Raw genomic sequence first — 23590 nt, 5'->3', positions numbered from 1 at the left:
ATGTATGAGGGGGTCGTCCAGAACCTGATCGACGAGTTGGGCCTGCTGCCCGGCGTCGGTCCCAAGAGCGCGCAGCGGATCGCCTTTCACCTGCTTTCCGCGGACCCGGCCGACGTCAAGCGGCTGGCGCACGCCCTGCTGGAGGTCAAGGAGAAGGTCCGGTTCTGCCGCGTCTGTGGGAACGTCGCGGCCGAGGAGGAGTGCCGGATCTGCCGGGACGTCCGGCGCGACCCCGCCGTCATCTGCGTGGTGGAGGAATCCAAGGACGTCGTCGCCATCGAAAAGACTCGTGAGTTCCGCGGTCGCTACCACGTGCTCGGCGGGGCGATCAGCCCGATCGAGGGAGTCGGCCCCGATGACCTGCGCATCCGCGAGCTGATGACACGGCTGGCGGACGGGCAGGTCACCGAGCTGATCCTGGCGACCGATCCGAACCTCGAAGGGGAGGCCACGGCGACCTATCTCGCCAGGCTGGTGAAACCGATGGGTTTGAAAGTGACACGATTGGCCAGCGGTCTGCCAGTGGGCGGAGACCTCGAGTACGCCGACGAGGTCACCTTGGGCCGCGCTTTCGAAGGACGGAGGCTGCTGGATGTTTGATGAGTGGAGCGCTCTCGCGGATCGCATCGCGGTGCATGCGCAGAACTACCTCGATGGCCTGACCAGGCTCGCGAGCGGTGAGGGCGGCGACGCGACGCTCCCCATGCTGCTCGTCGAGGTCTCGCAGGTCAGCCTGGCGGGCTCGCAGCTCGGAGCCGCGCAGGACGTGATCCTGCAGGGCAACTTCGAGCCCGCGACCGGCCCCGACCCCGACCTCGACGGGGTGCGCACGGCTCTCGCCACGCGTCTTGGGCCTGTGGACGACTACGCCGAGGTCTTCGACCCTTACAAGGACACGGTCGTCACGCCCTACCGGCTCTCCGACGACCTGGCGGCCGTCGCGGCCGACCTGATCCACGGGCTCGGGCACTACCGCGCCGGCCGCCCCCTGGAGGCGCTGTGGTGGTGGCAGTACTCGTACTTCAACACCTGGGGCAACCACGCGGGTGCGGCGATGAGGGCGCTGCAGGCGCTCGTCGCGCACACCCGGCTGGACGTCGTGGAGGAGACCACGACCGCCTGACCGTCCACAGGTTGGCAGGCCGGCCGTCCATAGATCACGGCCACTGATCATCCACAGGCCGGCCCGGCTTTCCACAGCTCACGGCCGTGGCTGTCCACATGCTGGCCAAATCAGTTGGGCCTTCTGGAGGCCCCAGTAGACTGTGAGCTCCGCAGACTGAACCTTTGGGAGACATCCCGTGGCGCTCGTTGTCCAAAAATACGGTGGTTCCTCCGTCGCCGACGCATCCGGCATCAAGCGTGTCGCCCAGCGCATCGTCGCGACGAAAAAAGCCGGCAACGACGTCGTGGTGATCGTCTCGGCGATGGGTGACACCACCGACGAGCTGCTCGACCTGGCCCAGCAGGTGACGCCGCTGCCCCCCGGGCGCGAGCTCGACATGCTGCTGACCGCCGGCGAGCGCATCTCGATGGCGTTGCTCGCGATGGCCATCGCCAACCTGGGTCACGAGGCCCGGTCGTTCACCGGCTCGCAGGCCGGTGTGATCACCGACTCGACCCACGGCAAGGCGCGCATCATCGACGTGACCCCGGGCCGCATCCAGGAGGCGGTCAGGGTCGGCCAGATCGCGATCGTGGCCGGCTTCCAGGGCGTCTCGCAAGACAAGAAGGACATCACGACGCTCGGCCGAGGTGGCTCCGACACCACGGCGGTCGCTCTCGCGGCGGCCCTGGAGGCCGACGTCTGCGAGATCTACACCGATGTCGACGGCATCTTCACCGCCGATCCGCGCATCGTCGCCGCCGCCCGCCAGATCCCGAGGATCTCCTACGAGGAGGCCATGGAGATGGCCGCGTGCGGCGCCAAGATCCTGCACCTGCGCTGCGTGGAGTACGCCAGGCGGTTCAGCCTGCCGATCCACGTCAGAAGCTCGTTCAGCAGCAAGGAAGGCACATGGGTCGTCTCCGATCCCAACACTGAAGGAAACGAGATGGAGCAGCCGATCATCTCCGGTGTCGCACATGACCGGAGCGAGGCAAAGATCACCGTCGTCGGGGTGCCCGACAAGGTCGGAGAGGCCGCGGCCATCTTCCGCACGCTCGCCGACGTCGAGGTCAACATCGACATGATCGTGCAGAACATCTCGGCCGCGGCCACCGGGCGCACCGACATCTCCTTCACGCTGCCCTCCGCCGACGGCACGGTCGCCGTCACGGCCCTGAAGCGCATCCAGGAGCAGATCGGCTTCGAGAAGATCCTCTTCGACGACCAGATCGGCAAGGTCTCGCTGGTGGGCGCGGGCATGCGTTCGCACCCCGGCGTCACCGCCAAGTTCTTCGGCGCCCTGGCCGACGCGGGCGTCAACATCGAGATGATCTCGACCTCCGAGATCCGCATCTCGGTCATCGTCGGGCAGGACGAGGTGGACGCGGCCGTCACCGCGGCTCACCGGGCGTTCGATCTCGACGTCGACCAGGTCGAGGCCGTGGTCTACGGCGGGACCGGACGATGAGCGACCAGCCAGTGCGCGCCGGCGAGGAGAGTGACCGCGAAGTGAACGCCACCAAGCCCACCCTGGCCGTCGTCGGCGCGACCGGTGCCGTCGGCACGGTGATGCTCGACATCCTGTCCGGCCGCCCCGACGTGTGGGGTGAGATCCGCCTCATCGCCTCGGCGCGCTCGGCGGGCAGGAGGCTCCTGGTCCGCGGGCAGGAGGTCGAGGTCGTCGCGCTCTCGCCCGAGGCCTTCGACGGGGTCGACGTCGCCATGTTCGACGTGCCCGACGAGGTGTCGGCCGAGTGGGCGCCGATCGCGGCGTCCCGTGGAGCGGTGGCGGTCGACAACTCCGGGGCCTTCCGCATGGACCCCGAGGTGCCCCTCGTCGTGCCCGAGTGCAACCCCGAGCAGGTGCGCGAGCGCCCCAAGGGCATCATCGCGAACCCCAACTGCACCACGCTGTCGATGATGGCCGCCCTCGGCGCCCTGCACCGCGAGTACGGCCTCACGGAGCTGGTCGTGGCCTCCTACCAGGCGGTCTCGGGCATGGGCGTCTCCGGGCCCGAGCGGCTCTACGACGAGATCGAGGCTGTGGCGGGCAACCGCGGCATCGGCACCGTGGCCGGTGACGTGCGCAAGGCCGTTCCCGACCTGGTCGACTCGCCGTTCCCCGCGCCGCTGGCCTTCAACGTGGTGCCGGCGGCCGGCTCCCTCAAGGAGGACGGCTGGTTCTCCGAGGAGCTGAAGGTCCGCAACGAGTCGCGCAAGATCCTCGGCATCCCCGATCTGAAGGTCTCGGCGACCTGCGTGCGCGTTCCGGTCATCACCACCCACTCGCTGGCGGTGCACGCCACCTTCGCCAAGCCGGTGACGGTGGAGGCCGCGCGGGCGGTGCTGGAGGCGGCTCCCACGGTCGTGGTCCTGGACGACCCGGCGAACGGCGTGTTCCCGACGCCGGCCGACGTGGTCGGCACCGACCCCACCTATGTCGGCCGCATCCGCCAGGCGCTCGACTTCCCGAACACCCTCGACATGTTCGTCTGCGGCGACAACCTCCGTAAGGGCGCGGCGCTCAACACCGCGGAGATCGCCGAGCTTCTCGCGGCGGAGTTCTCGGCGTAGCACCCAACGTTGGGCGTGGTTCGCCGGCGTAAGGCGCCCTTAGAGAGTCATGGAAGTGTGGGAGTCTCGGCGGGACTCCCACCGGCCATGCGCGCGGCCACAGGGTGCACGGGCCTCAGGTCAGGAACGCGTGTGCCGCCACGAGCGGGCGGGGCGCCGGGCTGGTCGCGACATGACCGCCGCGGGGCCGGGTCTTGTCAGAGGAACATGATGTCCCAGTGGCTGGGCTCGTTGGCGTAGACCGTGTAGCCCTGTGGACGGCGTTCGTAGAACAGGCGGGCGCCGTCACCACGTACGCGGCCCATGCGCCTGTTCCTGATGAAGCGGTCGACGCACTTGTTGTGCTCGATGTCGATCTTGTAGCCCTGCCCGTGGCTGTGGGCGCCCCTGGCGTGTCCGACCTCGGTTCCTCCTGTCATGACGACAGGGCAGCCGCTGCGGCGCTTGAGGTTCACCAGGCCCCACAGCGTGCCCAGCCGTACGGCGGACAGCGACGTGCAGGAGTGCCGGTGCCGGTTGGCGCAGTGGCCCGATGACCTCCACCTCAGACCCGCGTGGTGGAGGCGCCGCGCGGCCTGCGGGTGCTGGAGGCGCACGGCACGGTAGAGGCGGTGCTGCTTCCACAGCACCGCGCTGACCATCCCGGCGGCCCGCGCCTGCTGTGCTGTTGCCTGGCGCAGCCTCCGGGCGTCGACCGTGCGGGGCCTCGCCGCCATCGTGACGCTCACGGCGCGTAGCCGTTGGGCGCGGGCCTCCGCGGGCGAGCCCGGTCGCCGGTGCGCCTCGTGGGGCATGGCCCCGTGCGCGGTCGCGCCCAGACGGTTTGGAGTCGCCGCCGAGGCCGGTCCCGCGGAGCCCAGTGCCGTCACCGTGATCTGCACGGCGAGCAACGCGCAGGCACCAAGCCACGCGGGCCCCCGAGTGCATGGATGCAAACCCATATTGATCCTCTGTCGCAGGGCGCCCCTCCGCCAAGAGGATCTATCCCACCTTCAGAAAGTGCTGACTCCACTACTCTGCGTGTTTTTGCGGGAAAATGGCGGGCATGCTGTGCGTCTGTGACCTTGAAGGGCTACGAGTCGTACAGTGGCCACGTGGTCGAATCGACGCCGAGAGCGCGTGGGGGAGAAAAGACCCGAGAGGTCATCGTCGAAACGGCCCTGCGCCTCTTCCGGGAGCGGGGGTACGAGGCGACGACCATGCGGGCGATCGCGTCCCAGGCGGGCGTCTCTGTAGGGAACGCTTATTACTATTTTTCGTCGAAAGAGCAGTTAGTCCAGGCCTACTATGACCGGGCGCAGAACGAGCACGAGCTCGCCTGCCGCGAGCTGCTCGCCACCGAGCGGAAGTTCGCCGTACGGCTGAGCGGAGTCCTGCGCGCCTGGGTCCAGGTCTCAGAGCCGTACCACGGGTTCGCCGTCAAGTTCTTCAAGCACGCGTCCGAGCCGAGCAACCCGCTCAGCCCGTTCAGCGGGGAGTCGACGCCCGCCCGGGAGGCGGCGATCGCCATCTACCGCCAGGTCGTGGAGGGCTCCTCCGACCGCATCGACGCCGAGCTGCGCGAGGAGCTGCCCGAGCTGCTGTGGCTTTCGTCCATGGGCATGGTGCTGTTCTGGGTGCACGATTCCTCGCCCGGCTGCGAGCGCACGTACCGGCTGATCGAGGTGATGGTGCCGCTCATCGACCGGCTGGTGGGCCTGTCGCACCTGCCCGGCCTGCGCGGTGTCACCAAGGACTTCATCACCGCGATGCGGGAGCTCAGGGCCTGAGAGTCGTCGCGATGGGTCCGCCTGATCCCGTGTGCGCCATACCGTCCGGTTGGTATGGTCGGGGCAGGAGGTGGACAGTGAAGCGTTGGGGCATCACGATCCCGTTCTTCGATCTCACCATGGCCGAGTCCAAGGACCTGGTCGCCGAGCTGCCCGGTCTCGGGTACACCGACGCCTGGTCCGCCGAGGTCGGCGGCACCGACGGCTTCGTCCCACTGGCCCTGGCCGCCGACTGGGCTCCCGAGCTCCGGCTCGGCACCGCGATCATCCCGGTGTCGACCCGCGGCCCCGCACTGCTCGCGATGTCGGCCGCGACGCTCGCCGACCTCGCGCCCGAGCGGTTCGTGCTCGGCATCGGCGCGTCGTCCCCGGTCATCGTGGAGCGGTGGAACGCCGGCGAGTTCGTCAAGCCGTACGGCAGGACGCGCGACACCCTGCGCTTCCTCAAGAAGGCGCTCGCCGGGGAGAAGGTCACAGAGAAGTACGAGACCTTCGAGGTCAAGGGCTTCCGGCTGGAGCGCGCCCCCAAGGTGGCCCCGAAGATCGTGCTGGCCGCCCTCCGCCCCCGCATGCTCCACCTCGCGGCCGAGGAGGCCGACGGCGCCATCACCAACTGGCTCTCCCCTGAGGACGTGCGCAAGGTGCGGGCCGAGGTGGGGCCGGAGATCGAGCTGATCGCCCGCCTGTTCGTCTGCGTCAGCGAGGACGCCGAGAAGGTGCGGCAGCTCGGCAAGAGGATGCTGGCGGCCTACCTGACCGTGCCGGTGTACGCGGCCTTCCACGACTGGCTCGGCCGGGGTGAGGTGCTCCGCCCGATGCACGAGGCGTGGGCCGCGGGCGATCGCCAGGCGGCGCTCAAGGCCATCCCGGACGAGGTCGTGGACGCGCTGGTCGTGCACGGTGACGCGGCGACCTGCCGGGCGAGGATCCAGGAGTACGTCGACAACGGCCTGACGACCCCGGTGCTGGCACCGCTCGCGGGCGGTGAGGTCCCGATCCCGCAGGCGGTCCGCGACCTCGCTCCGGTCACGTCCTGAGGCCGCGCAACGACGGGGTCGTCACGGCCTGACGGCCCCTACCAGGCAGGGAACTCCGCCCGCCGCGCCGCGCGTTATCGAGGAGCACGGAAGGGTAGTGGCGCGTTCAAATGATCCGACCGTGCGCGCGTGATCGTGGGCACAGACGGAGGTGGCCATCATGAGCAAGGCTGGACGCGCGACCGCGGCCTATCGCGCCTACAAGGAAGTGAGCCGGCCGGGCTCGCCGGGCCCGATGGCCCGGATCAGGGCGTTGCCGAGGATGATCGGGGGCGCGCTCCGCGGGGAGTACCGAGACCTGGGCAAGAGCAAGCTGACCCTCATGGGGCTCGGCATCCTCTACATCGTCTCGCCCATCGACGTGATCCCCGACTTCCTCCCGCTGATCGGCGTGACCGACGACTTCGGCGTGTTCCTGTGGCTGATGACCTCTCTCCTCGGCGAGAGCGGCCGCTATCTCGACTGGGAGCACAAGAAGGTGCGCGGAGAAGTCCTGTAGTCCCGGCGGGGAGACCCGGGACACCCCTCCCCGGCCCCGGTGCGCGCAGGACCGTTCCCAGGGCCGTGCAGGCCTGTGCGCGGCGGGGTCCTAGAGCTCTTCTCTGAGCAGCCAGGCGCGAGACGGGAGCGGATGCCCGAAAAGACGTGCCGCGTTGCCGTACGCGACCCTGGCGATGTCGGCGGGCGGCAGGCTGCCGAGGTGGCGCGCCAGCGCCTGCTGCACGTCGGGCCAGGTGGACTCCGAGCGGGGATAGCCGCTTTCGAGCAGCACGTGCTCCAGCCCCACGGCCAGGCGCACGCCCGACAGGGCGTAGTCGTCCAGGGTGCCGAAGTAGAAGTTGCGGCGGAGCACCTCGCTGGGCTTGAGGCCGCCCTCCCAGGTGGCCTCGCCCGCCACCGGGTGGTCGAGCGCGTAGTCGGCGCGGGCGGCCAGCATGGGCAGCCATCCGACGCCGCCCTCGACGATGAGGATGCGCAGCTTGGGGAAGCGCAGCGGCACGCCCGACCAGAGCCAGTCGGCGCAGGCGAACATCGCGCTCGCCGGGATCATCGTGGTGATGGCCTCGATGGGGGTGTCAGGTGAGGGCACCGGCGACCACGACGAGGCGCCGGTGTGCAGGCACACGACCGTGCCCGTCTCCTCGCACGCGGCGAAGAAGGGGTCCCAGTGGCCGGTGTGGATGGACGGCAGCCGCAGCCTGGTCGGGAACTCGGGGAACACCACGGCCTTGAAGCCGCGCGCCGCGTTGGCCCGGATCTCCTTGGCCGCGATCTCGGGATCGGGCAGCCAGGGAAGCTGGAGCGCGATGATGCGCTCGGGATAGGTGCCGGCCCAGACGTCGCAGTGCCAGTCGTTCCACGCCTGGGTGAGGGCCAGGCCGAGATCTTGGTCGCGGGTCTTGGCGAAGGCCATGCCCGACTGCACCGCCAGCATGCCCGGGAAGCTGAGCGCCGCCCAGACGCCCGCGATGTCCATGTCCTGGATGCGGGCCTCGATGTCGTGGCAGCCGGGCCTCATCTGCTCGAACCGCACCGGGTCGAGTGTCCACTGGTCGCGCGGGAGCCCGGCGCCGGCGTCGAGGCCGGCGCACGCGTAGGTGCCTCCGCCGTACCGCCACACCTGATGGCCCGCCTCGGTCTCCACGACTTTGGGCGCCAGGTCGACGTACTTCTCGGGGAGCCGGTCGTCGAACAGATCCGGCGGCTCAATCAGGTGATCGTCGACGCTGATGATCACATAATCTCGCCGCCTCGGCTCGGGGTCAGGGGGCAGCGATGTGTTCACAGGGAAAACCGTATGCCGCAGGAATAACACCAGACAAGCTGGCAGGTCTCCGGTTGGTATCCGTTCATACGAGGAGCCGCACCCAACATGCTTAAGGGGCTTACCAAATAGGGTGAAGTTTCCGACAAAGAACGGGTCATGGGACGGTGACCTGCTCCGCCAGTCCAGGGTATCGGCCGACGAGACCTTCGGGTCCGAACGACAGGTCCGCCTGGAATCCCTCGCTCTCGTAGCGGACGACGCCGGGACGTAGCGGGACATAGCGCTGCGGATAGCGGATCACCGCGAGGTGGGGCACCCGCACCCAGGCCATCATGAAGTCCACGCTCGCGCCTCCCGCGAGCATCCCGTGGCGCAGCACGGGCATGGAGTTGGTCAGGGGCGACAGCCCGAGGTCGCAGTCGAGGGCCCCGGCCAGCTCGGCGGGGTCGCCGCCGGGGCCGGGGCCCGCGAGGACTCCGGCCGACGTCGCCGCGCAGGACCACGAGCCTGACCCGTCGCGTTTCAGATCGAGCGTCCGGGACCAGCCGGCTCCCCACGAGCGCACGGCCAGCGCCTCGGTCACGTACTCGGGACCGGTCGTCAGCTCGTATTCGAGCCGGTAGGGAACGGGATCGGCGCCGATGGCGGCCCCGGTCGCCGTGAGATGGCCCTCCGCGAGGTGCACCTCGGCGTATTCAGCGCCTTCGTCCTTCACCCAGACCACCGATGTCACCGACGCCTCCGATCTCGCCGACAAAGCTGTGCAAGGGAAACGTTACGGGCGCTACGGGTCGTACGGGGCCGTGGTCAGTGGCCGGGGGCGGGGATACCGGCACCGGCACCGGCACCGGCACCGGCACCGGCGTCGGCGTCGGCGTCGGCCGAGGATTCGCGCTCGGCCTGGAGGTCGCGCGCCTCACGGCGGATCAGCATGATCCACCCTCCGATGGCGATGCCGATGAACATCCACCACTGCACCCCGTACGCGAGGTTGAGGCCGCCGCCACCGCCCACGTCGGGGTCGGGGACCGGCTCGGGGGCGGTCGCGGCGCCCGGCCGCTGTTCGGTCAGCTCGACGTACCCGCCGTACAGCTTGTACGGCATGGTCTTGGCGAGGTCCGGGGTGTTGATCAGCAGCACCTGACGGGGCGGGAGGCCGCTGCGGTCGGTGATGCCGGTGCTGTCCTCGGTCTCCGCCTGGCGTAGCCGCCCAGTGACACTTACCTCACCGGTGGACGGAGGAGGGACCTCTGGCGGTGAGTCCGCGGTCGGCCCCATCTTGACCCAGCCCCGGTTGACCACGACGGCGGTGCCGTCGGCGGTGACCAGCGGAGTCAGCACGTAGAAGCCGGTCTGGCCGTTCTGGGTGCGGCGCCGTACGAGCAGCTCGTGGGCGGGGTCGTAGCGGCCGGCCGTGGTGACCGGGCGGAACCTCACCGAGGCCGGCACGGTCGCGCCGGGGGTGTCGAGGGTGGTCAGCGGCACCGGCGCCGCCGCGAGGTTGCCGGTCGCCAGGTCGCTCGCGGTGGACCTCTGCTCGTAGCGCCCGAACTGCCATCTGCCCAGGAGGACGAACGAGGGGATGAGCACCAGGACCAGCACGTGAAGTGCCAGCCAGCGGGGCGTCAGGAGGAACCGGTACACGCTCTCAGCCTAGGCAAGCAGGTGAGCGGTCCGTGACTCGCCTGTGGCCCTTGGACCTCGGGTAACGAGAAACCCTGCTCGCGCATCGCCTCTGGAGATCGTACGGAGCCGCAGGGGGCGGGGGTGGTGAAGGTGTCGCCAGCCGCTGATCATGATCTCGTGGAACCGCTCGCGGACGGCTGGGGCATGCCGTACGGTCGTTTGGGACTCGTCTTCGGCACCTCGCTCTGGCCCTCGGGAGCCCTCTCCATATGACCGCGCCCTCTTTCGTGCTGCCGTCGCCCGCGCAGCATCCGGTGTTGCCCAGGATTCCCGTCCTGATCCGGCACGCGGTGCCACGGGTGCTGGAGGGCATGATCCTTCCGGTGGCCGTGTTCTACGCGGGGCTGCTGGTCGCCGGGATTCACGGCGGCCTGCTCATGGCGGTCGCCTGGGTGTACGGAGGGGTCGCGCTGCGGCTGGTCAGGCGCCAGACGGTGCCGGGCACCGTGCTGCTCGCCATGCTGGCGATCACGGTGCGGGCCGCGCTCGCCCTGGTCACCGGGGACGTGGTCATCTACTTCCTGCAGCCGACCCTCGGGGTGTTCTGCGCGAGCCTGGCGTTCCTCGGCACCGCCGCCGCGCCGCGACCGCTGATCGAGCGGGTCACCACCGATCTGGTGCCGCTGCCCGACCATCTGGTCCACCATCCCCGGATGCGCAGGTTCTTCGTGCACCTGTCGCTGCTGTGGGGCACTGTCCAGTTCGTCAACGGGTCACTCAGTCTGTGGCTGCTGTTCAGCGAGTCCATCGAGACGTATCTGATCGTCAGGACGGCCGCGGTGGCCGTGCTCATGGTGCTGGCCGCCCTGGCCTCACTGCTCGCCTTCAGGCGGGTCCTCCAGGCCGTGCAGAAGCACTGAGGTGCGGTTCAGCCGGCCAGCCGCCGGGCGCCCGGGCCCGGCCTCGGGGTGACCTGGCGGGGTGAGGGCACCTCGTGGCCCTCGTCGCAGATCAGGTGCACGTCGATGGGTGAACCACAGTCGCGGTGGGTGAGGATCACCGGCGGGCCCTCCTGGTCGGCCAGGTAGCGGTCGCCCCAGTGCATGAGGCTGACCATGATCGGATAGAGGTCGAGGCCCTTCTGCGTGAGGCGGTACTCGTCACGCCTGCGGCTGCCTGGCTCGCGATAGGGAACCTTGCGCAGCAGGCCCTCCTCCACCAGCCTCGCCAGCCGGGCGCTGAGCACCTGCCGGGGCGCCCCAGTGCCGGCCTGCATGTCGGCGAACCTGCGCACCCCGTTGAAAGCCTCTCTCAGCACGAGGAAAGTCCACTTCTCGCCGAGGATCGCGAGCGTGCGCTCGATCGAGCAGTTCTCCACCCTGTAGGGGTTCGGCTCGCTCATGAAGGCATCGTAGGCGCTCATTTTTCGTCCCTCCACCGTCGCTAAGTCTAGTTGACAGACTCAGCTGGGCCGGGAAGGCTGAGTCCATGACACGAACTCAGGTGGCGATCTCCCAGGTCTCCACCGATGTGCCCGTCCCGTCGGTCGAGATCCGGCCCGCGCGGATGGACGACGAGCAGAGGGTCAGGTCGTTCGTCGAGGGCCTCTCCCTCAGGAGCCAGACCCTGCGCTTCTTCGCCGGGCTGACGCGGCCGAACCGGCGCCTGGTCAGTGCGCTGATCGCGATGGACGACCGCCGTGACGTCCTGCTGGCCGTGGACGGCGACGACCGGGTCATCGGCCACGCGATGAGCTTCAGGCGGGCCGACGCCACCGAGATCGCCGTGGTGGTCGCGGACGAGTGGCAGGGCGTGGGGCTCGGCTCGCGTCTCGTACGGAAGCTGCTGCGGCGGGCCGTCGCGCGAGGCGCGGTCTCCGTCGGAATGGACGTCATGGGAGAGAACCGCAAGGTCCTCTCGATCATCAAGCGCTGGTGGCCGGACGCCGAGATGCGCGTCGAATCCGGCACGGTCGAGGTTCTCGCCCCGATCGGCGCGTTGCCCGGCAACCCCGGCCGCCGTTGACGTCGCCCTTTTCGAATGTGATTCGGGAATGTGGCTGATCCTGTGCGACACCCGTGGTCGTGAAGGTCGTTAGGATGAATTAGCGCTGGAGTTTGCAGAATAAGGTTCTGTTGAGTCACCATTGACAGTGTGAAGAGCGCGAAGAACGGACGAGACGGCCGCACCAGGATCATCGAGGGTGCCCTGCGCCGCTTCAGCCAGGACGGGGTCTCATCCACCACGCTCGCCAGCCTCCGCGAGGAGAGCGGGGTCAGCGTCGGAAGCTTCTACCACCACTTCGCCAGCAAGGAACACGTGTTCGGGGTGCTCTACTCCGAGATCCAGAACATGTACCAGCAGACCTTCGTCGACGAGCTGTGCCGGCACGAGAGCGCCCAGGGCGGCATCGAGGCCATCGTGGCCATGCACATGGCCTGGTGCGGCGAGCACCCCGAGCGGGCCCGCATCCTGATCAGTGAGCGGCCGCCCCGCCGTGACGAGCCCGGCGGTCCCGAGGTCGCCGAGTCGCGGCGGGCGTTCTTCCGCCAGGTGTCCGACTGGTGGCGCCCCCACATGAAGGACGGCATCCTGCGGCCCGTGCACCCCACGATGTGTTACGTCCTGTGGCTCGGCCCCGCCACGGAGATGTGCCGCCTGTGGTTCTCCGGCGCCCACCAGCCGACCGAAGAGGAGATCCAGGCGCTCTGCGAGGCCGCCTGGCACAGCCTCCGGCTCGCCTGACCCGTATCCAGGTGTCTGGATCGACCAGGGCAACCCGCTGATCTTCGCCATAATGCATGCGTGGATCGGTATTCCAGGCGGCTGTTCCTCCAGCTCGGCGGTGTCGCCGCCGCCGCCGGAGCGCTGATCCCGGCCGCTGGGGCGCCGATCCAGGGCACCGATGACGTCCGTACAGACTCTTTCAGCTCGCTGCGCCGCCGATGGAGCGAGGTGACGGCGGGGTCGGGGTTCGACGCCGCGGCCGAGCCGTACCGCACCCGGCTGGCCAGGCTGGGGACGACGGCGGCCGGATACCGGGACACCATGGCGCCGGCCGGCGCGTCGCTCTGGCCCGATCTCGCGTTCCCCTCGTTCGTCGCCACCCCCAAGCGGCTGCTGTCCATGGCCCGCGCGTACGTCCTGCCGGGCACCGGCCTGACCGGCGACGCGAAGCTGGCCCACGCCGTCGCCACCGGCGTCGACCACTACCGCCGGCAGGTGTACGCCGCGGACGCCGACCAGGTGGGCAACTGGTGGCACTGGCAGATCGGCGTCCCCAAGACGCTCCTCGACGCGGCCGTGCTGATCGGATCGCACCTGACCGGCCCGCAGAGCGAGGCGCTAAGGGATGCGGTGGACCACTTCGTCCCCGAGTGCCGCCTGGACGACTACAGCGGCACCAGCACCGGGGCCAACCGCGTGGACCTGTGCGTGGTGACGCTGCTGCGCGCCATCCTCACCTCCGACCCGCGGAAGGCCGTGCTGGCCGTCTCGGCGCTCTCCCCGGTCTTCCCCTACGTCTCCGAGGGCGACGGGTTCTACCGGGACGGCTCGTTCATCCAGCACACGTCCATCCCCTATCAGGGCGCGTACGGGGCGTCGCTGCTGTCCGGGCTCGCGACGCTGTTCGCGGTGCTGCGCGGCTCGCCGTGGGAGATCCGGCACCAGAACATCTACGACATGGTGGAGAGGTCGTTCGCCCCATTCGTCCACGACGGCTTCTGCATGGACCTGGTCCGCGGCCGGGGGGTCGGCCGGCAGCCGTACGGTGACCACAGGAGGGGGCGGGAGATCGCCTCCTCGATCCTGCTGCTGGGCGACACGGCGTCCGCCGCCGAGCGGGCCCGATGGAAGGGCATGGTCAAGGGGTGGGCGTTGCGCGACACCTGCGAGCCCATGCTCAAGGCGGCCGAGGGCGACGATCTGGCGTTCCACGCCCGCCTCGCCGCCATCATGGACGACGACGCGATCCCCGCTGCCGACGAACCCGTGGGGCACCGCTTGCCGGCGATGGGCGCCCGCGCCGTCCACCGCAGGCCGGGGTGGTGCGCGGGGCTCAGCATGGCCTCCTACCGCATCGGTCACTACGAGCACGGCAACGGCGAGAACCTCCGCGGCTGGCACACCGGCTCGGGGATGCTCTACTGGTGGGCCGAGGGCCACGGCGACCAGTATTCCGACTCCTTCTGGCCCACTGTCGACCCCTACCGCCTGCCCGGCACGACCGTCTCCACCCGGCGGCTGGCCGACGGCGCCGGTGAGGCATGGGGCGACACCTGCCCGCCGGCCCGCTGGGTGGGCGGCGCGACCGACGGCATGTACGCGACGGTCGGCCAGCACCTGAACGGCTTCGAGAGCACGATGGAGGCCTTCAAGTCGTGGTTCTTCCTCGACGACGCGGTGGTGTGCCTGGGCGCCGCGATCAGCGGCCGGGACGGTGTGCCGGTCGAGACCATCGTGGACAACCGCCGGACGGACGCGCTGCTCACCGTGGACCACGAGGCGGGTTGGGCGCATATAGAGGGACATGGCGGCTATGTCGTGCCAGCCTGCCCCCGCCTGAACGTGCTGCGCGAGAAACGCACCGCCGGCTCAGCCGCGGTGACCCAGAGCTCGGGCCCGCTGACCGGAGGCTCGGGTCCGGTGACCCGAGGCCCGGATCCTGTTACCCGGGCTTATACGACCCTGTGGCTCGATCACGGGGTCGACCCCCGTTCGGCCGGTTATGTCTACCTGCTCCTACCGGGCGCGAGCCTGGCGGAGACCCGGGCTCGCGCCGCAGACCTCGGCTGGGCGCGCGTGCTCGTCAACACCGGCCGCCGGCAGGGTGTCCAGGTGCCGTCGCTCGGGATCACCGCCGTCAACTTCTGGAACGACGGAGCCGCCGGCGGCCTCACGGCCTCCGCCCCGTGCGCGGTGCTCGTCAGGGAGAAGGGCGACGGCACGGCCACGCTGACCGTGTCGGACCCCCGGCGCGACCTCAGCGCGCTCACCGTGACCTGGAACCGGCCGGTGACCGAGATCCTCCACGGCCACCCACTCCTGACGAGCACCACGACCGGCACGAACCTCACCCTCACCTTCGGCCGCCTGTCGGACCGAGGCGGCGGCTCACAGACGGTCACCGTAAGGCTCGGCTGATGGGTTCGGTCGGCGGTGACCGTATGGCTCGGTAGTCATTGGCCGGCCTGGCATTTCCTCTGCCCCGGCGAGCCCTTGCGCAGGGTCGGCGGAGCCCGCTTAGAGTGGCGTATCCCGCCGATCATGGTCTCCGAGGAATGCCCATCGAGGACGGGAGAACGGCTGATGAACGTAGGTCTCGGCCTGCCGATCGGCGAACCCGACTCCTTGCTGACGTGGGCTCGGCGCGCCGAGGCCGGTCCGTTCACCACGCTCGGCCTGCTCGATCGCATCGTGTACGACAACCCCGAACCGCTGGCGACCCTGGCGGCCATCGCCGGAGCCACCTCGCGGGTCCGGGTGATGACGGAAGTGCTGGTCGCGCCGCTGCGTCAGACGGCCCTGCTCGCCAAGGAGACCGCGACACTCGATCGCATCTCCGGTGGCCGGTTCACGCTCGGGGTCGGGGTCGGGGTCCGGGAGGACGACTTCAGGGCGGCTGGTGTGGAGTACCGGCGTCGCGGCCGTCGTCTCGACGAGCAGATGGCGACCCTGCGACGCGTCTGGTCGGGCGAGCCGTACGGCGACGGCATCGGACCGATCGGGCCCGCACCGGCTCGGCAAGGTGGCCCTGAGGTGCTGTTCGGAGGCTTCGTCCCGGCCACCGCCGATCGCATCGCCCGCTGGGGTGACGGATTCCTCGGCTCGATGTTCTCACCGGAGGAGATGGGCAGGTTCTTCCGTACCGTCGAGAGATCGTGGCAGGTCGCCGGGCGTGCCGGCCGCCCGCGCCTCGTCGCCCAGGCCAACGCCGCCCTCGGCCCGGAACCCGTCGTACAGGAGGCGCGCCGGGCCATCAGCGCGTACTACGACTTCGTCGACTACACCGACAAGATCGTCCAAAGGATGCTCACCACACCGGAAGCGATCCGCCGGTCCGTCACGGGCTTCACCGACGCCGGCGCCGACGAGGTGATGCTCTACTGCTGGTCCTCCGACATGGACCAGATAGATCGCATAGCCGACACGGTGCCCTGACCTTCCTGAAGGCGGCCCATTTCGGGGACCGCGGAGTGAGCCGCTAGGCCAGCTGGCGGAGGCGGGTGGGGACGCGCCAGACCTCCTGGTCGAGGGTGATGTCGAGGCGTAGATCCTGCCGCTGGCGGCGCAGGCCGGGGACCTGGAAGCGGTCCTGGACGTCGAAGCGCCCGCGGCGCGGATAGCCGAAGCCGATCGCCCCGGGCATGACTCTCAGGTCATCTCGGTTGCCGCAGCTCGGGCAGGTCCATGCGACCAGATCCATGCCGCGGTTGTAGTCGTGGCAGGCGGGAAAATATTCGTCCGGCTGGAATCTGGACTCACATGCGAAGCACGGGATCAGCATCGAGATCCGCTCCTTGGAACATCTGGTGCGGGTGGCGTACGCCCCAGTCGTATCTGTACCCGCTTAACCGTAACTTGCGAACGACTTGAGTTCCCGGCGCTCCAGCTCATTGAATCACTGTTCTACCTGCTGCTTTGTCGTAATTTTTTGGTGTTGATCCGGCGTTGATCGGAAGTTGAACGCCAGGCGGAAAGCTGTGGATGTGGGCACGGAGCTTGGGGGGTTCGAGGTCCGTGTCAACGTCCGGCCGGTCGTCATCGTAAGGCGGCCGGTCGCCGCGAGGCGCCTCCGGCAGACACCGGGCCCCCCGGCGCCGAGCGGCGGCCAGACGACCGGCCGGGCAGTTATAAGCACTCATAAAAATTTAAAATCACTTCAAATCAACCTCAATTCATAAGTCCCCAAATCGAGGGCTCGAACGGGACATGGTGACCATAAGTGATCAACCACGTATGGATGACGCGATTGGACGACGACCCCTCCTACGACGTGCGGGAGCTAATCGCTGACCTGGTCGAGCTTCAGCAGGGCGCGCAGGTCGTCGGCCTCGGGGGATCCGAGGCGGGTGAAGATGTCGAGCGCACGCTTGAGGCAGTCGCCGCTCCGCCGGACACTGCCCAGCCCGGCGAGGGCCCGGCCTAACACCATCAGCGACAACGCCTCGCCGTACGGATGGCCGATCTCCCTGCTCAGCGTGAGCGCCTGCTCGGCGTGCCGCGCCGCGTCCTGGTAGCGCCCAGCGGTGATGAACGTCTCCGCCAGCCTGCAGCACACCCGCTGCTCCCACACCTTCTGGTTGCCGGCGCGGAAGAAGTCGAGGCACTCGGCGTGATGGACGACCGCCTCGGTGAGCCGTCCGACCCGGGACAGGACGATGCCGAGGTGGTAGCGCGCGCGGGCCGTGCCCGCCCCGCTGCCCAGCTCGGAGAAGATCGCCAGGCCGCGTTCGGCGGCGGCGATCGCCTCCTCCGGATGGCCGAGCCCCAGATGGTCACGGGCGGAGTAGCTTGCCACGAGCGCCTCTCCGGCGGCGGCGCCGATCTCCCTGTACGCCTTGAGCGCGGAGTCGAACCAGGTCAGAGCCTCCTCGTGCCGCCGCCGGCGTCCGGCGACGACCGCGAGCGCGTTGAAGATCTCGCCGGTGACGATGCGGTCGCCGGTTGTCCCGGCCAGTTCGAGGGCGGCGCGGAACTGCTCCTCGGCGTCGCTGAGCCGGTTGGACCCGAACATGACCCGCCCGAGGACGTACCGGCAGCGCAGCTCGCTGGACTTGTCGCCGATGGCCTGGGCGGTCGCCAGCACCGCGCCCGTACGGCCGGCGAACTCGCGGACGTACGCCCCCGACTCCAGCAGCGGCTCCATGGCGAGGAGCAGGTCCGCGGCGGGCAGCAGGATCTCGGAGGTCGGGTCGGCCTCGGCCATCTGCCCGATCGCGGCGAACAGCGCCTCGGCCTCGACGGTGAGCCAGGCCACGGCCTCGTCGGCGCCCGCGAAGCCTCGTCCGGTGATACCCGTGGAAACGAGGTGCTCGGAGATCACGCTGCCTTCGTACGCGAGCCGGTGCGCCGCCTGAGCCGACGCCAGGTAGAACCCGAGCAGCCGACGCAACGCGAGCACGCCGGCGGTCGGATCCTCGCTCACCTCCGCCTGCTTGCGCGCGAAGAGCCGGAGCAGGTCGTGGAAGCGGTAGCGGCCGGGAGCGGGAGCCTCCAGCAGGCTGACGTCGACCAGGGACTCCAGCATGTCCTCGGTCTCGATCGCGCTCAGCGACAGCACGGCCGCGGCCGCCTGCACCGAGATGTCCGGCCCATTCGGCAGGGACAGCAACCGGAACGCGCGGGCCTGTCCCGGTTCGAGGTGGCCGTAGCCGAGCGAGAAGGTGGCGTCCACGGCGAGGTGGCCGATGCGCATCTCGTCCAGGCGGCGTCGCTCGTCGGCGAGCCGGGGCGAGAGGGAGGCCACCGTCCACGACGGCCTCGCCGCGAGTCTGGCGGCCACGATGCGGACGGCGAGCGGCAGGAATCCGCATATCGCCACCACGTCCATGGCCGCGGCGCGCTCGACGGCCACGCGCTCAGGGCCGGCGACGGCCGAGAACAGGCTCAGGGCCTCCTCGGGCTCCATGACCTCGAGGTCGAGCAGCCGGGCCGAGGGCAGGTCCGCCAACTTGACCCGGCTTGTGATGATGGCCGCGCAGCCCGCGGTGCCCGGCAGGAGGTGCTCCACCTGCTCGGCGTCGCGGGCGTTGTCGAGCAGGACGATCATGCGCCGCTCGGCGAGCAGCGACCGGAACAGCGCGCCTCGCTCGGACAGGCCGTCGGGGATGACGTCGACGGGGATGCCGAGGGCGCGCAGGAACGCCGCGAGCACGGACTCCGGAGCAGTCGGCTCCTCGCCGTACCCGCGGAGGTCGGCGTAGAGCTGGCCGTCGGGGAACACCTCGTGCATGGAGTGCGCCACGTGCACGGCCAGGGTCGTCTTGCCGACCCCGCCGATGCCCGACACGGCCGCGACCGGCACGCCTTCGCCGCCGCTGACGCTGCTCAGCAGCGTGCGCAGCCGGTTGACGACCTCCCTGCGGCCGGTGAAGTCGTTCACCGCGGCGGGAAGCTGCGCCGGCCGTGGCATCTCGTGGAGCGCCTCGTGCTCGGCCTCCTCCGTGCCGGTGCCGGCCCCCTCGCCCGGCCCGCCGGAGCCGTGCCCGGCCTCGCGGTGCGCTCCTGCATCCCCGTCGTCCCCGGCCGCTCGCCGTACGGGCTCGGCCCGCGTCCACGCGAGCTGGGGATCGGCGGCGAGGATGCGCTGGTGGAGGGACGCGAGCTCGGGGCCCGGGTCGATGCCCAGCTCCTCGACGAGCGCGTGCCGGGTGTCGGTGAACACGGTGAGCGCGTCGCCCTGCCGGCCGCAGCGGTAGTAGGCGAGCATGAGCTGCCCGCGCAGCCGTTCCCTGAGCGGGTGCTCGGCCGTCAGCGAGATCAGCTCGGGGATGACGTCGGCGTGCCGTCCGAGCTCCAGGTCGAGCTCCATCAGGGTCTCGACGACGCCGACGCGGCGCTCGACGAGCCTGCCCCGCTGGCTCTCGACGTACGGCCCGACGGCGCCGGCGAGTGGCTCACCCGACCACATGGCCAGGGCCTCGCGTACGGTATCGGCGGCGCCCGCCAGATCGCCCGCCTTGCGCTGTACCTCGGCGTCGGCGACGCGGCGCTCGAACACGGCGAGGTCGAGGGCGCCCGGCGCGAGCCGGAGAGCGTAGCCTCGCCCGACCGAGGTGAGCAGCTCGGGACGCATGCGAGGCGAGCGGTCGGGCTCCAGCACGGCACGCAGCCGGGAGACGTACGTGCGCAGCGCGCCCAGCGCCCGCGGCGGCGCGTCCTCCCCCCAGACGGCGTCGATCATCTCCATCGGAGTCACCGCGCGGCCCTCGCGGAGCAGCAGCATGGTCAGGATGGACCGTTGCAGAGGCGTGCCGAGCTCCACCTCCCGGCCGTCCAGCCACGCCTGGACCGGTCCCAGTACGGCGAAACGCAGGCCAGCCTCAGTGCCTTGACCAGCCATTTTCCTAATACCCCACCCTTAAACAAAGTTTTATAGGCAAATGATAGTTCCCCGGATGCTTTCTGCCCTATGCGAGTGACTTGACGTTAATCCGCGCGTCGATTCCCCGTTGATCTGGCGTTGAACGCACGGGCCCATGCTGAGACCAGTTGAGCGTGGCCCCGGAGCGGGGGCGGTCACGTAAGACGTCGGCAGGCGATGCCGGATCGGGTGCTCGTCACCAGGTCCGGCGGGGCCAGGCTCAAGCGCCTTGCAGGCGAAGGTAAGGCCGTTGTAAGCATCCTGCAGGCGATGGGTTCTATCACTTGGACATAAGCCCCGGGCAGCCAGGAATCCGGGGAGCCCCTCATTTCAGGAGAACCACCATGCATCGCTCGATCCGCACCATGCTCGGCCTCGCCGCCGCCTCCGCCGTCCTCGTCGTTGGAATTCCCGCCGTGGCCTCCTCGGCCAGCGCGGCGACCACCACGAAGACCGCGTCCGCCGCCAGTCTCGACTTCGACGACTTCTGGGGCTACAACTACTCCAAGTACTTCAACGGCTCGCGTGCCAAGGCCAAGGGTCACGTCTACGAGGACAACGACGGAAGCTTCCACGTCGAGGGCAAGCTGTACGACAAGTACTCCCCGAACTGGCTGTGCGGCTATGTCCAGGTCAAGTTCGAGGACCAGGACGGCGACGACTCGACCTACTGGGCCAAGAAGTGCGGCTCCAGCGGCTACCGCTACTTCCACTTCTCCGAGGACGACGTCGACAACATCCAGGTCCGGGTCTGCTACTACGACAACCACCAGGCCAAGAAGAAGTACTGCGGCCGCTGGGACTACATCTACGAGGCCGACAGCGACGAGTAATCCTCATCGCTGAACCCAGCTGTATCAACACCAAAACAGGACAGCCCGCCCGGAAGCCGCGAAGGCCTCCGGGCGGGCTGTCTGTTCCATGGGTTCATAGAAGGAACGGGGACCTCACGCCGCTTCCACGAGGCCGAGCCTCGCGTGCATCCGTTCTCGGACCTGCGGCCATTCGGTACTGAGGATGGAGTAGTAGGCGGTATCTCGGACCGTGTCGTCGGCGCCTCGGCTGTCCGCCCGCCGCACCCCGTCGAGGTGTGCGCCGAGGGCCTCGATGGCGGCCCGGGAACGTACGTTGCGTACGTCCGCCTTCAGGGTGATGCGGTGGACCTGCCAGGTCTCGAAGGCGAGCGAGAGCATGAGGTACTTGCTCTCCCGGTTCACGCTGGTGCCCTGGGCCGATGCGGCCAGCCAGGTGTAACCGATGTCCGCCACGGACGGGACCTCGCCCACCACGCCCCGCGCGCCGGGAGGCCAGGGCAGGGGTCCCTGCCAGTACTCCAGGTGCATGAGACGGGTGGCACCGACGATTCTGTCGGTGTGCAGCCACCGGATGGCGAAGGGCACAGTGCGGCCCTCCGCCTGCTCAGCCAGAGCCGCCTCGACGTACGAGGTCATCTCTTCCCGGCCAACGGGAACGCGGGTGAAGGCATACGTGGAGCGGTCTTCACTCGCCGCGGAGACCAGGTCGTCGACCACCGCGTGGCTGAGAGGTTCCAGGCGCACGGAGCGCCCGGACAGGGTGACAAAAGCGGGCATGAGCACATGATGAGGGCTCTGTTCTAGACACTGCGCCAAATCGGATGGAACATCTTGGCGGGCGTCCGGGAGGGCAGTGATCCCGGGCATGAAACCACAGGTCAGGCGGGTGATTGTGGTCGTCGCCCACAGGGGGCGAACGGTAAAGGTTCGGTAATGTCGATCACGGGGTCACCGGGGCCAGCGAGCCGGGCATCCAGGCGGCGAATCGCCTCCTTTCCGTGAACCCCGCGAGGGCCTCTTCCAGGTGCCCGAGAGAGGCCGCCACCCATGGCAGATCGAGGGGTCGCTCGGCGTCCAGCGTGGCCAGCCGTTGCTCCTCGCCCTCCCCGTACAGGAGGCTGGTGGCGACCCGCACGCGGTGGTTCCCGGGCGCGTCACCGAACGCCGACCCGGGAAGCACGCCCACCCCGTACTCGTCGAGCAGGGTCGAGGCGAGCTCGGCGGAGGTGGCGAACCGCCGCAGGGGCGCGAGGTCGGGGTAGAGGTAGAACCCTCCCTGCGGGTACGCCAGGTGGGCGCCCGCCCTCGCGAACCGGTCGGCCACCGCGCGCGCCACGGTGCCGTGAAGCCTCCTGCTCGCGGTGACGCGCTCGACCAGCTCGGGCGGCTCGGTGTACGCGTACGCCGCCGCCTGCTGCACCGGGGTGGCCGGGCTCGACCAGATCTCGGAGGCGATGGCGAGGAGCCTGTCGCGCAGGGGCGCCGAGGTGAGCCGAGCCACCCCGATGCGCCACCCGCCGATCGCGAGGCTCTTGCTCAGCCCGCTGGTGACGACGGTCCGCTCGGGTGCGATGTCGGCCGGGCTCAGGAACGCCGCGTTCTCGTCGTGGACGAGGTCGCGGTAGATCTCGTCCGAGATGATCATCAGGTCCAGGCCGCGGGCGATCCGCACGAGGCGGGTGACGGTCTCCGGGGCCGCCAGCCTGCCCGTCGGGTTGTCGGGCAGCGTCAGCAGGATCGTGTTGACCGTACGGCCCTGAGCGCGCGCATGGAGCACCGCGCCCACCACCTGGTCGGGGTCCGGCGTCCCCCCCTCGCCGGGAGGCGCCGGTACGAGGATCGGGCGGACGCCGGCGAGCTCGGCCTGGGCCGCGTAGCTCACCCAGCTCGGCATCGGCAGCACGATGTCGCCGCCGATCGCGAGCAGGAGCGCGTAGAGCAGGGGCTTGCTTCCGGGGCCGCAGACGACCGATTCGGGATCGGTGGGCAGCCCGCGGCGGGCCCAGTACCCCGCCGCCGCCTCGCGCAGGCCGAGGGCGCCCGCGACGGGTCCGTAGCCGTTCTCTCGTGAGGCCTCGGCGAGGCGCTCGCGCAGTGCCGGGTGGACGGGTAAGCCGGCCTCGCCGAAGGCGAGGTTCAGGACCCGCTGCCCGGCGCGACGTCTTCGGGCAATGTCCTCATTGGCCGCCAGAGTGGCAGAAAGCGTGATGTTCATGGTCGTAACCTCCTGGTCCGAGGGAACGTCCCCAAGCTTGAGCGGGTACACCCATCAGTACAAGCGAGGCTTTTCGTGGGTGACCATAAGGAGAACCGATGCTCCACCTCCGGCGCCTGGCATTGCTCTGCGAGTTCGCGCGCAGAGGGAGCATCGCCGCGACCGCCGCCTCGCTCGGGTACAGCGCGTCGGCTGTCTCCCAGCAACTGGCGGCCCTGGAACGCGAGGCGGGCTCGGTTCTGCTGGACCGTACGTCCCGAAGTGCCGAGCTCACGGAGGCGGGGCACCGTCTGGTCGAGCACGCCGAGCGGATCCTCGCCATGGTGGAGACGGCCGAGTCCGACCTGTCCGCCCACGCTGCCACTCCTTCGGGCCGCGTCGTCGTGACCGCCTTCCCGACGGCCGCGGTGGCGTTCGCCCCGGCCCGTCCGTGGCCGCGACGCTGCGGGCCTTGCACGTGGCGGCGCGCTACCTGGCCGCCGACCTCGCGCCGGTGCGGTTCTCCGCCGAGTAGTACGTGCCGGAAACCGTTACATCCCACGTCATGCGTGCCGGAAACCCGTACGTCCCACCGTCGTGCGCGCCGAAACC

Annotated in this window: 23 protein-coding genes; 14 read left to right on the top strand and 9 right to left on the bottom strand. The window is 69.5% G+C overall.

What is annotated here, in order from left to right:
• The 4 genes from recR (at position 1) to AB0O34_RS08515 (ending at position 3682) form a co-directional block, all read left to right on the top strand.
• Positions 1-600 carry a recombination mediator RecR gene (gene recR / locus AB0O34_RS08530; RefSeq protein ID WP_363914103.1) on the top strand — a complete coding sequence of 200 codons (600 nt, stop codon included), beginning with the start codon at positions 1-3 and terminating at the stop codon, positions 598-600.
• Positions 593-1123 carry a DUF5063 domain-containing protein gene (locus tag AB0O34_RS08525; RefSeq protein WP_363914101.1) on the top strand — a complete coding sequence of 177 codons (531 nt, stop codon included), beginning with the start codon at positions 593-595 and terminating at the stop codon, positions 1121-1123. Before recR ends, AB0O34_RS08525 begins: the two co-directional genes overlap by 8 nt.
• Positions 1124-1301: 178 nt before the next feature.
• On the top strand, positions 1302-2576 hold the full coding sequence (locus AB0O34_RS08520) for an aspartate kinase (RefSeq protein WP_363914099.1): 1275 nt from the start codon (positions 1302-1304) through the stop codon (positions 2574-2576).
• 41 nt (positions 2577-2617) lie between these two features.
• Entirely contained in the window at positions 2618-3682 is a 1065-nt protein-coding gene (locus tag AB0O34_RS08515; protein WP_363914199.1) for an aspartate-semialdehyde dehydrogenase, read from the top strand.
• A gap of 197 nt (positions 3683-3879) precedes the next feature.
• On the opposite strand, the gene AB0O34_RS08510 is transcribed toward AB0O34_RS08515, so the two are convergent.
• Positions 3880-4572 (bottom strand): hypothetical protein, encoded by a 693-nt coding sequence (locus tag AB0O34_RS08510; protein WP_363914097.1) that lies wholly within the window; start codon positions 4570-4572, stop codon positions 3880-3882.
• A 168-nt stretch (positions 4573-4740) separates the two neighbouring features.
• Between AB0O34_RS08510 and AB0O34_RS08505 the strand changes: the two genes are divergently transcribed.
• The 3 genes from AB0O34_RS08505 (at position 4741) to AB0O34_RS08495 (ending at position 6987) form a co-directional block, all read left to right on the top strand.
• Entirely contained in the window at positions 4741-5451 is a 711-nt protein-coding gene (locus AB0O34_RS08505; RefSeq protein WP_363914095.1) for a TetR family transcriptional regulator, read from the top strand.
• 77 nt (positions 5452-5528) lie between these two features.
• Positions 5529-6488 carry an LLM class F420-dependent oxidoreductase gene (locus AB0O34_RS08500; RefSeq protein WP_363914093.1) on the top strand — a complete coding sequence of 320 codons (960 nt, stop codon included), beginning with the start codon at positions 5529-5531 and terminating at the stop codon, positions 6486-6488.
• A 160-nt stretch (positions 6489-6648) separates the two neighbouring features.
• Positions 6649-6987 (top strand): YkvA family protein, encoded by a 339-nt coding sequence (locus AB0O34_RS08495; RefSeq protein WP_363914091.1) that lies wholly within the window; start codon positions 6649-6651, stop codon positions 6985-6987.
• Positions 6988-7077: 90 nt separating this feature from the next.
• Here AB0O34_RS08495 and AB0O34_RS08490 read toward each other — a convergent pair whose 3' ends face one another.
• The 3 genes from AB0O34_RS08490 to AB0O34_RS08480 form a co-directional block, all read right to left on the bottom strand.
• Entirely contained in the window at positions 7078-8274 is a 1197-nt protein-coding gene (locus AB0O34_RS08490; protein ID WP_363914089.1) for an amidohydrolase family protein, read from the bottom strand.
• 136 nt (positions 8275-8410) lie between these two features.
• Positions 8411-8989, bottom strand: a complete 579-nt coding sequence (locus AB0O34_RS08485; RefSeq protein ID WP_363914087.1) for a putative glycolipid-binding domain-containing protein — start codon at positions 8987-8989, stop codon at positions 8411-8413.
• Positions 8990-9063: 74 nt separating this feature from the next.
• Positions 9064-9900: an SURF1 family protein gene (locus tag AB0O34_RS08480; protein WP_363914085.1), complete on the bottom strand. Its 837-nt coding sequence runs from the start codon at positions 9898-9900 to the stop codon at positions 9064-9066.
• 251 nt (positions 9901-10151) lie between these two features.
• Here AB0O34_RS08480 and AB0O34_RS08475 point away from each other — a divergent pair, with 251 nt between their 5' ends.
• A complete protein-coding gene (locus AB0O34_RS08475) occupies positions 10152-10802 on the top strand; it encodes a VC0807 family protein (protein WP_363914083.1) in 651 nt (216 codons plus the stop codon).
• An 8-nt stretch (positions 10803-10810) separates the two neighbouring features.
• Here the strand turns inward: AB0O34_RS08475 and AB0O34_RS08470 are convergent, their stop codons facing one another.
• On the bottom strand, positions 10811-11305 hold the full coding sequence (locus AB0O34_RS08470; RefSeq protein ID WP_363914081.1) for a helix-turn-helix domain-containing protein: 495 nt from the start codon (positions 11303-11305) through the stop codon (positions 10811-10813).
• Positions 11306-11370: 65 nt separating this feature from the next.
• On the opposite strand from AB0O34_RS08470, the gene AB0O34_RS08465 reads away from it, so the two are divergent.
• The 4 genes from AB0O34_RS08465 (at position 11371) to AB0O34_RS08450 (ending at position 16044) form a co-directional block, all read left to right on the top strand.
• Entirely contained in the window at positions 11371-11907 is a 537-nt protein-coding gene (locus AB0O34_RS08465) for a GNAT family N-acetyltransferase (RefSeq protein WP_363914079.1), read from the top strand.
• 129 nt (positions 11908-12036) lie between these two features.
• Positions 12037-12627, top strand: a complete 591-nt coding sequence (locus tag AB0O34_RS08460; RefSeq protein WP_363914077.1) for a TetR/AcrR family transcriptional regulator — start codon at positions 12037-12039, stop codon at positions 12625-12627.
• 60 nt (positions 12628-12687) lie between these two features.
• The gene (locus tag AB0O34_RS08455) at positions 12688-15027 is read left to right on the top strand and encodes a polysaccharide lyase 8 family protein (protein WP_363914075.1); all 2340 of its coding nucleotides are present in this window, start codon (positions 12688-12690) and stop codon (positions 15025-15027) included.
• Between the two features lie 165 nt (positions 15028-15192).
• Positions 15193-16044 (top strand): LLM class flavin-dependent oxidoreductase, encoded by an 852-nt coding sequence (locus AB0O34_RS08450; protein ID WP_363914073.1) that lies wholly within the window; start codon positions 15193-15195, stop codon positions 16042-16044.
• Positions 16045-16087: 43 nt separating this feature from the next.
• On the opposite strand, the gene AB0O34_RS08445 is transcribed toward AB0O34_RS08450, so the two are convergent.
• Together AB0O34_RS08445 and AB0O34_RS08440 are read right to left on the bottom strand one after the other, a co-directional pair.
• On the bottom strand, positions 16088-16390 hold the full coding sequence (locus AB0O34_RS08445) for a hypothetical protein (protein WP_363914071.1): 303 nt from the start codon (positions 16388-16390) through the stop codon (positions 16088-16090).
• A 498-nt stretch (positions 16391-16888) separates the two neighbouring features.
• Positions 16889-19948 (bottom strand): BTAD domain-containing putative transcriptional regulator, encoded by a 3060-nt coding sequence (locus tag AB0O34_RS08440; RefSeq protein WP_363914069.1) that lies wholly within the window; start codon positions 19946-19948, stop codon positions 16889-16891.
• Positions 19949-20313: 365 nt separating this feature from the next.
• Between AB0O34_RS08440 and AB0O34_RS08435 the strand changes: the two genes are divergently transcribed.
• On the top strand, positions 20314-20802 hold the full coding sequence (locus AB0O34_RS08435; RefSeq protein ID WP_363914067.1) for a hypothetical protein: 489 nt from the start codon (positions 20314-20316) through the stop codon (positions 20800-20802).
• A gap of 114 nt (positions 20803-20916) precedes the next feature.
• On the opposite strand, the gene AB0O34_RS08430 is transcribed toward AB0O34_RS08435, so the two are convergent.
• Together AB0O34_RS08430 and AB0O34_RS08425 are read right to left on the bottom strand one after the other, a co-directional pair.
• Positions 20917-21561 carry a GNAT family protein gene (locus AB0O34_RS08430; protein ID WP_363914065.1) on the bottom strand — a complete coding sequence of 215 codons (645 nt, stop codon included), beginning with the start codon at positions 21559-21561 and terminating at the stop codon, positions 20917-20919.
• 163 nt (positions 21562-21724) lie between these two features.
• Complete coding sequence (locus AB0O34_RS08425) at positions 21725-22999, bottom strand: pyridoxal phosphate-dependent aminotransferase (RefSeq protein WP_363914063.1); 1275 nt, start codon at positions 22997-22999, stop codon at positions 21725-21727.
• A 98-nt stretch (positions 23000-23097) separates the two neighbouring features.
• Here AB0O34_RS08425 and AB0O34_RS08420 point away from each other — a divergent pair.
• Positions 23098-23590, top strand: a 493-nt coding sequence (locus tag AB0O34_RS08420; RefSeq protein ID WP_363914061.1) for a LysR family transcriptional regulator, incomplete at its 3' end; no start/stop codon positions are given.

It is taken from the genome of Sphaerisporangium sp. NPDC088356 (assembly GCF_040685555.1).
GTDB lineage: Bacteria > Actinomycetota > Actinomycetes > Streptosporangiales > Streptosporangiaceae > Sphaerisporangium.
The sequence above is the reverse complement of the archived record's forward strand: the minus strand, read 5'-3'. Positions and strand labels throughout refer to the sequence as shown.

What these genes read in the sequence shown, in the direction of transcription:
- AB0O34_RS08440 (WP_363914069.1), bottom strand. Translation starts at nt 19,948, where the DNA reads ATGGCTGGTCAAGGCACTGAGGCTGGCCTGCGTTTCGCCGTACTGGGA.
- AB0O34_RS08475 (WP_363914083.1), top strand. Translation starts at nt 10,152, where the DNA reads ATGACCGCGCCCTCTTTCGTGCTGCCGTCGCCCGCGCAGCATCCGGTG.
- AB0O34_RS08445 (WP_363914071.1), bottom strand. Translation starts at nt 16,390, where the DNA reads ATGCTGATCCCGTGCTTCGCATGTGAGTCCAGATTCCAGCCGGACGAA.
- AB0O34_RS08430 (WP_363914065.1), bottom strand. Translation starts at nt 21,561, where the DNA reads ATGCCCGCTTTTGTCACCCTGTCCGGGCGCTCCGTGCGCCTGGAACCT.
- AB0O34_RS08525 (WP_363914101.1), top strand. Translation starts at nt 593, where the DNA reads ATGTTTGATGAGTGGAGCGCTCTCGCGGATCGCATCGCGGTGCATGCG.
- recR (WP_363914103.1), top strand. Translation starts at nt 1, where the DNA reads ATGTATGAGGGGGTCGTCCAGAACCTGATCGACGAGTTGGGCCTGCTG.
- AB0O34_RS08425 (WP_363914063.1), bottom strand. Translation starts at nt 22,999, where the DNA reads ATGAACATCACGCTTTCTGCCACTCTGGCGGCCAATGAGGACATTGCC.
- AB0O34_RS08435 (WP_363914067.1), top strand. Translation starts at nt 20,314, where the DNA reads ATGCATCGCTCGATCCGCACCATGCTCGGCCTCGCCGCCGCCTCCGCC.
- AB0O34_RS08450 (WP_363914073.1), top strand. Translation starts at nt 15,193, where the DNA reads ATGAACGTAGGTCTCGGCCTGCCGATCGGCGAACCCGACTCCTTGCTG.
- AB0O34_RS08470 (WP_363914081.1), bottom strand. Translation starts at nt 11,305, where the DNA reads ATGAGCGCCTACGATGCCTTCATGAGCGAGCCGAACCCCTACAGGGTG.
- AB0O34_RS08465 (WP_363914079.1), top strand. Translation starts at nt 11,371, where the DNA reads ATGACACGAACTCAGGTGGCGATCTCCCAGGTCTCCACCGATGTGCCC.
- AB0O34_RS08495 (WP_363914091.1), top strand. Translation starts at nt 6,649, where the DNA reads ATGAGCAAGGCTGGACGCGCGACCGCGGCCTATCGCGCCTACAAGGAA.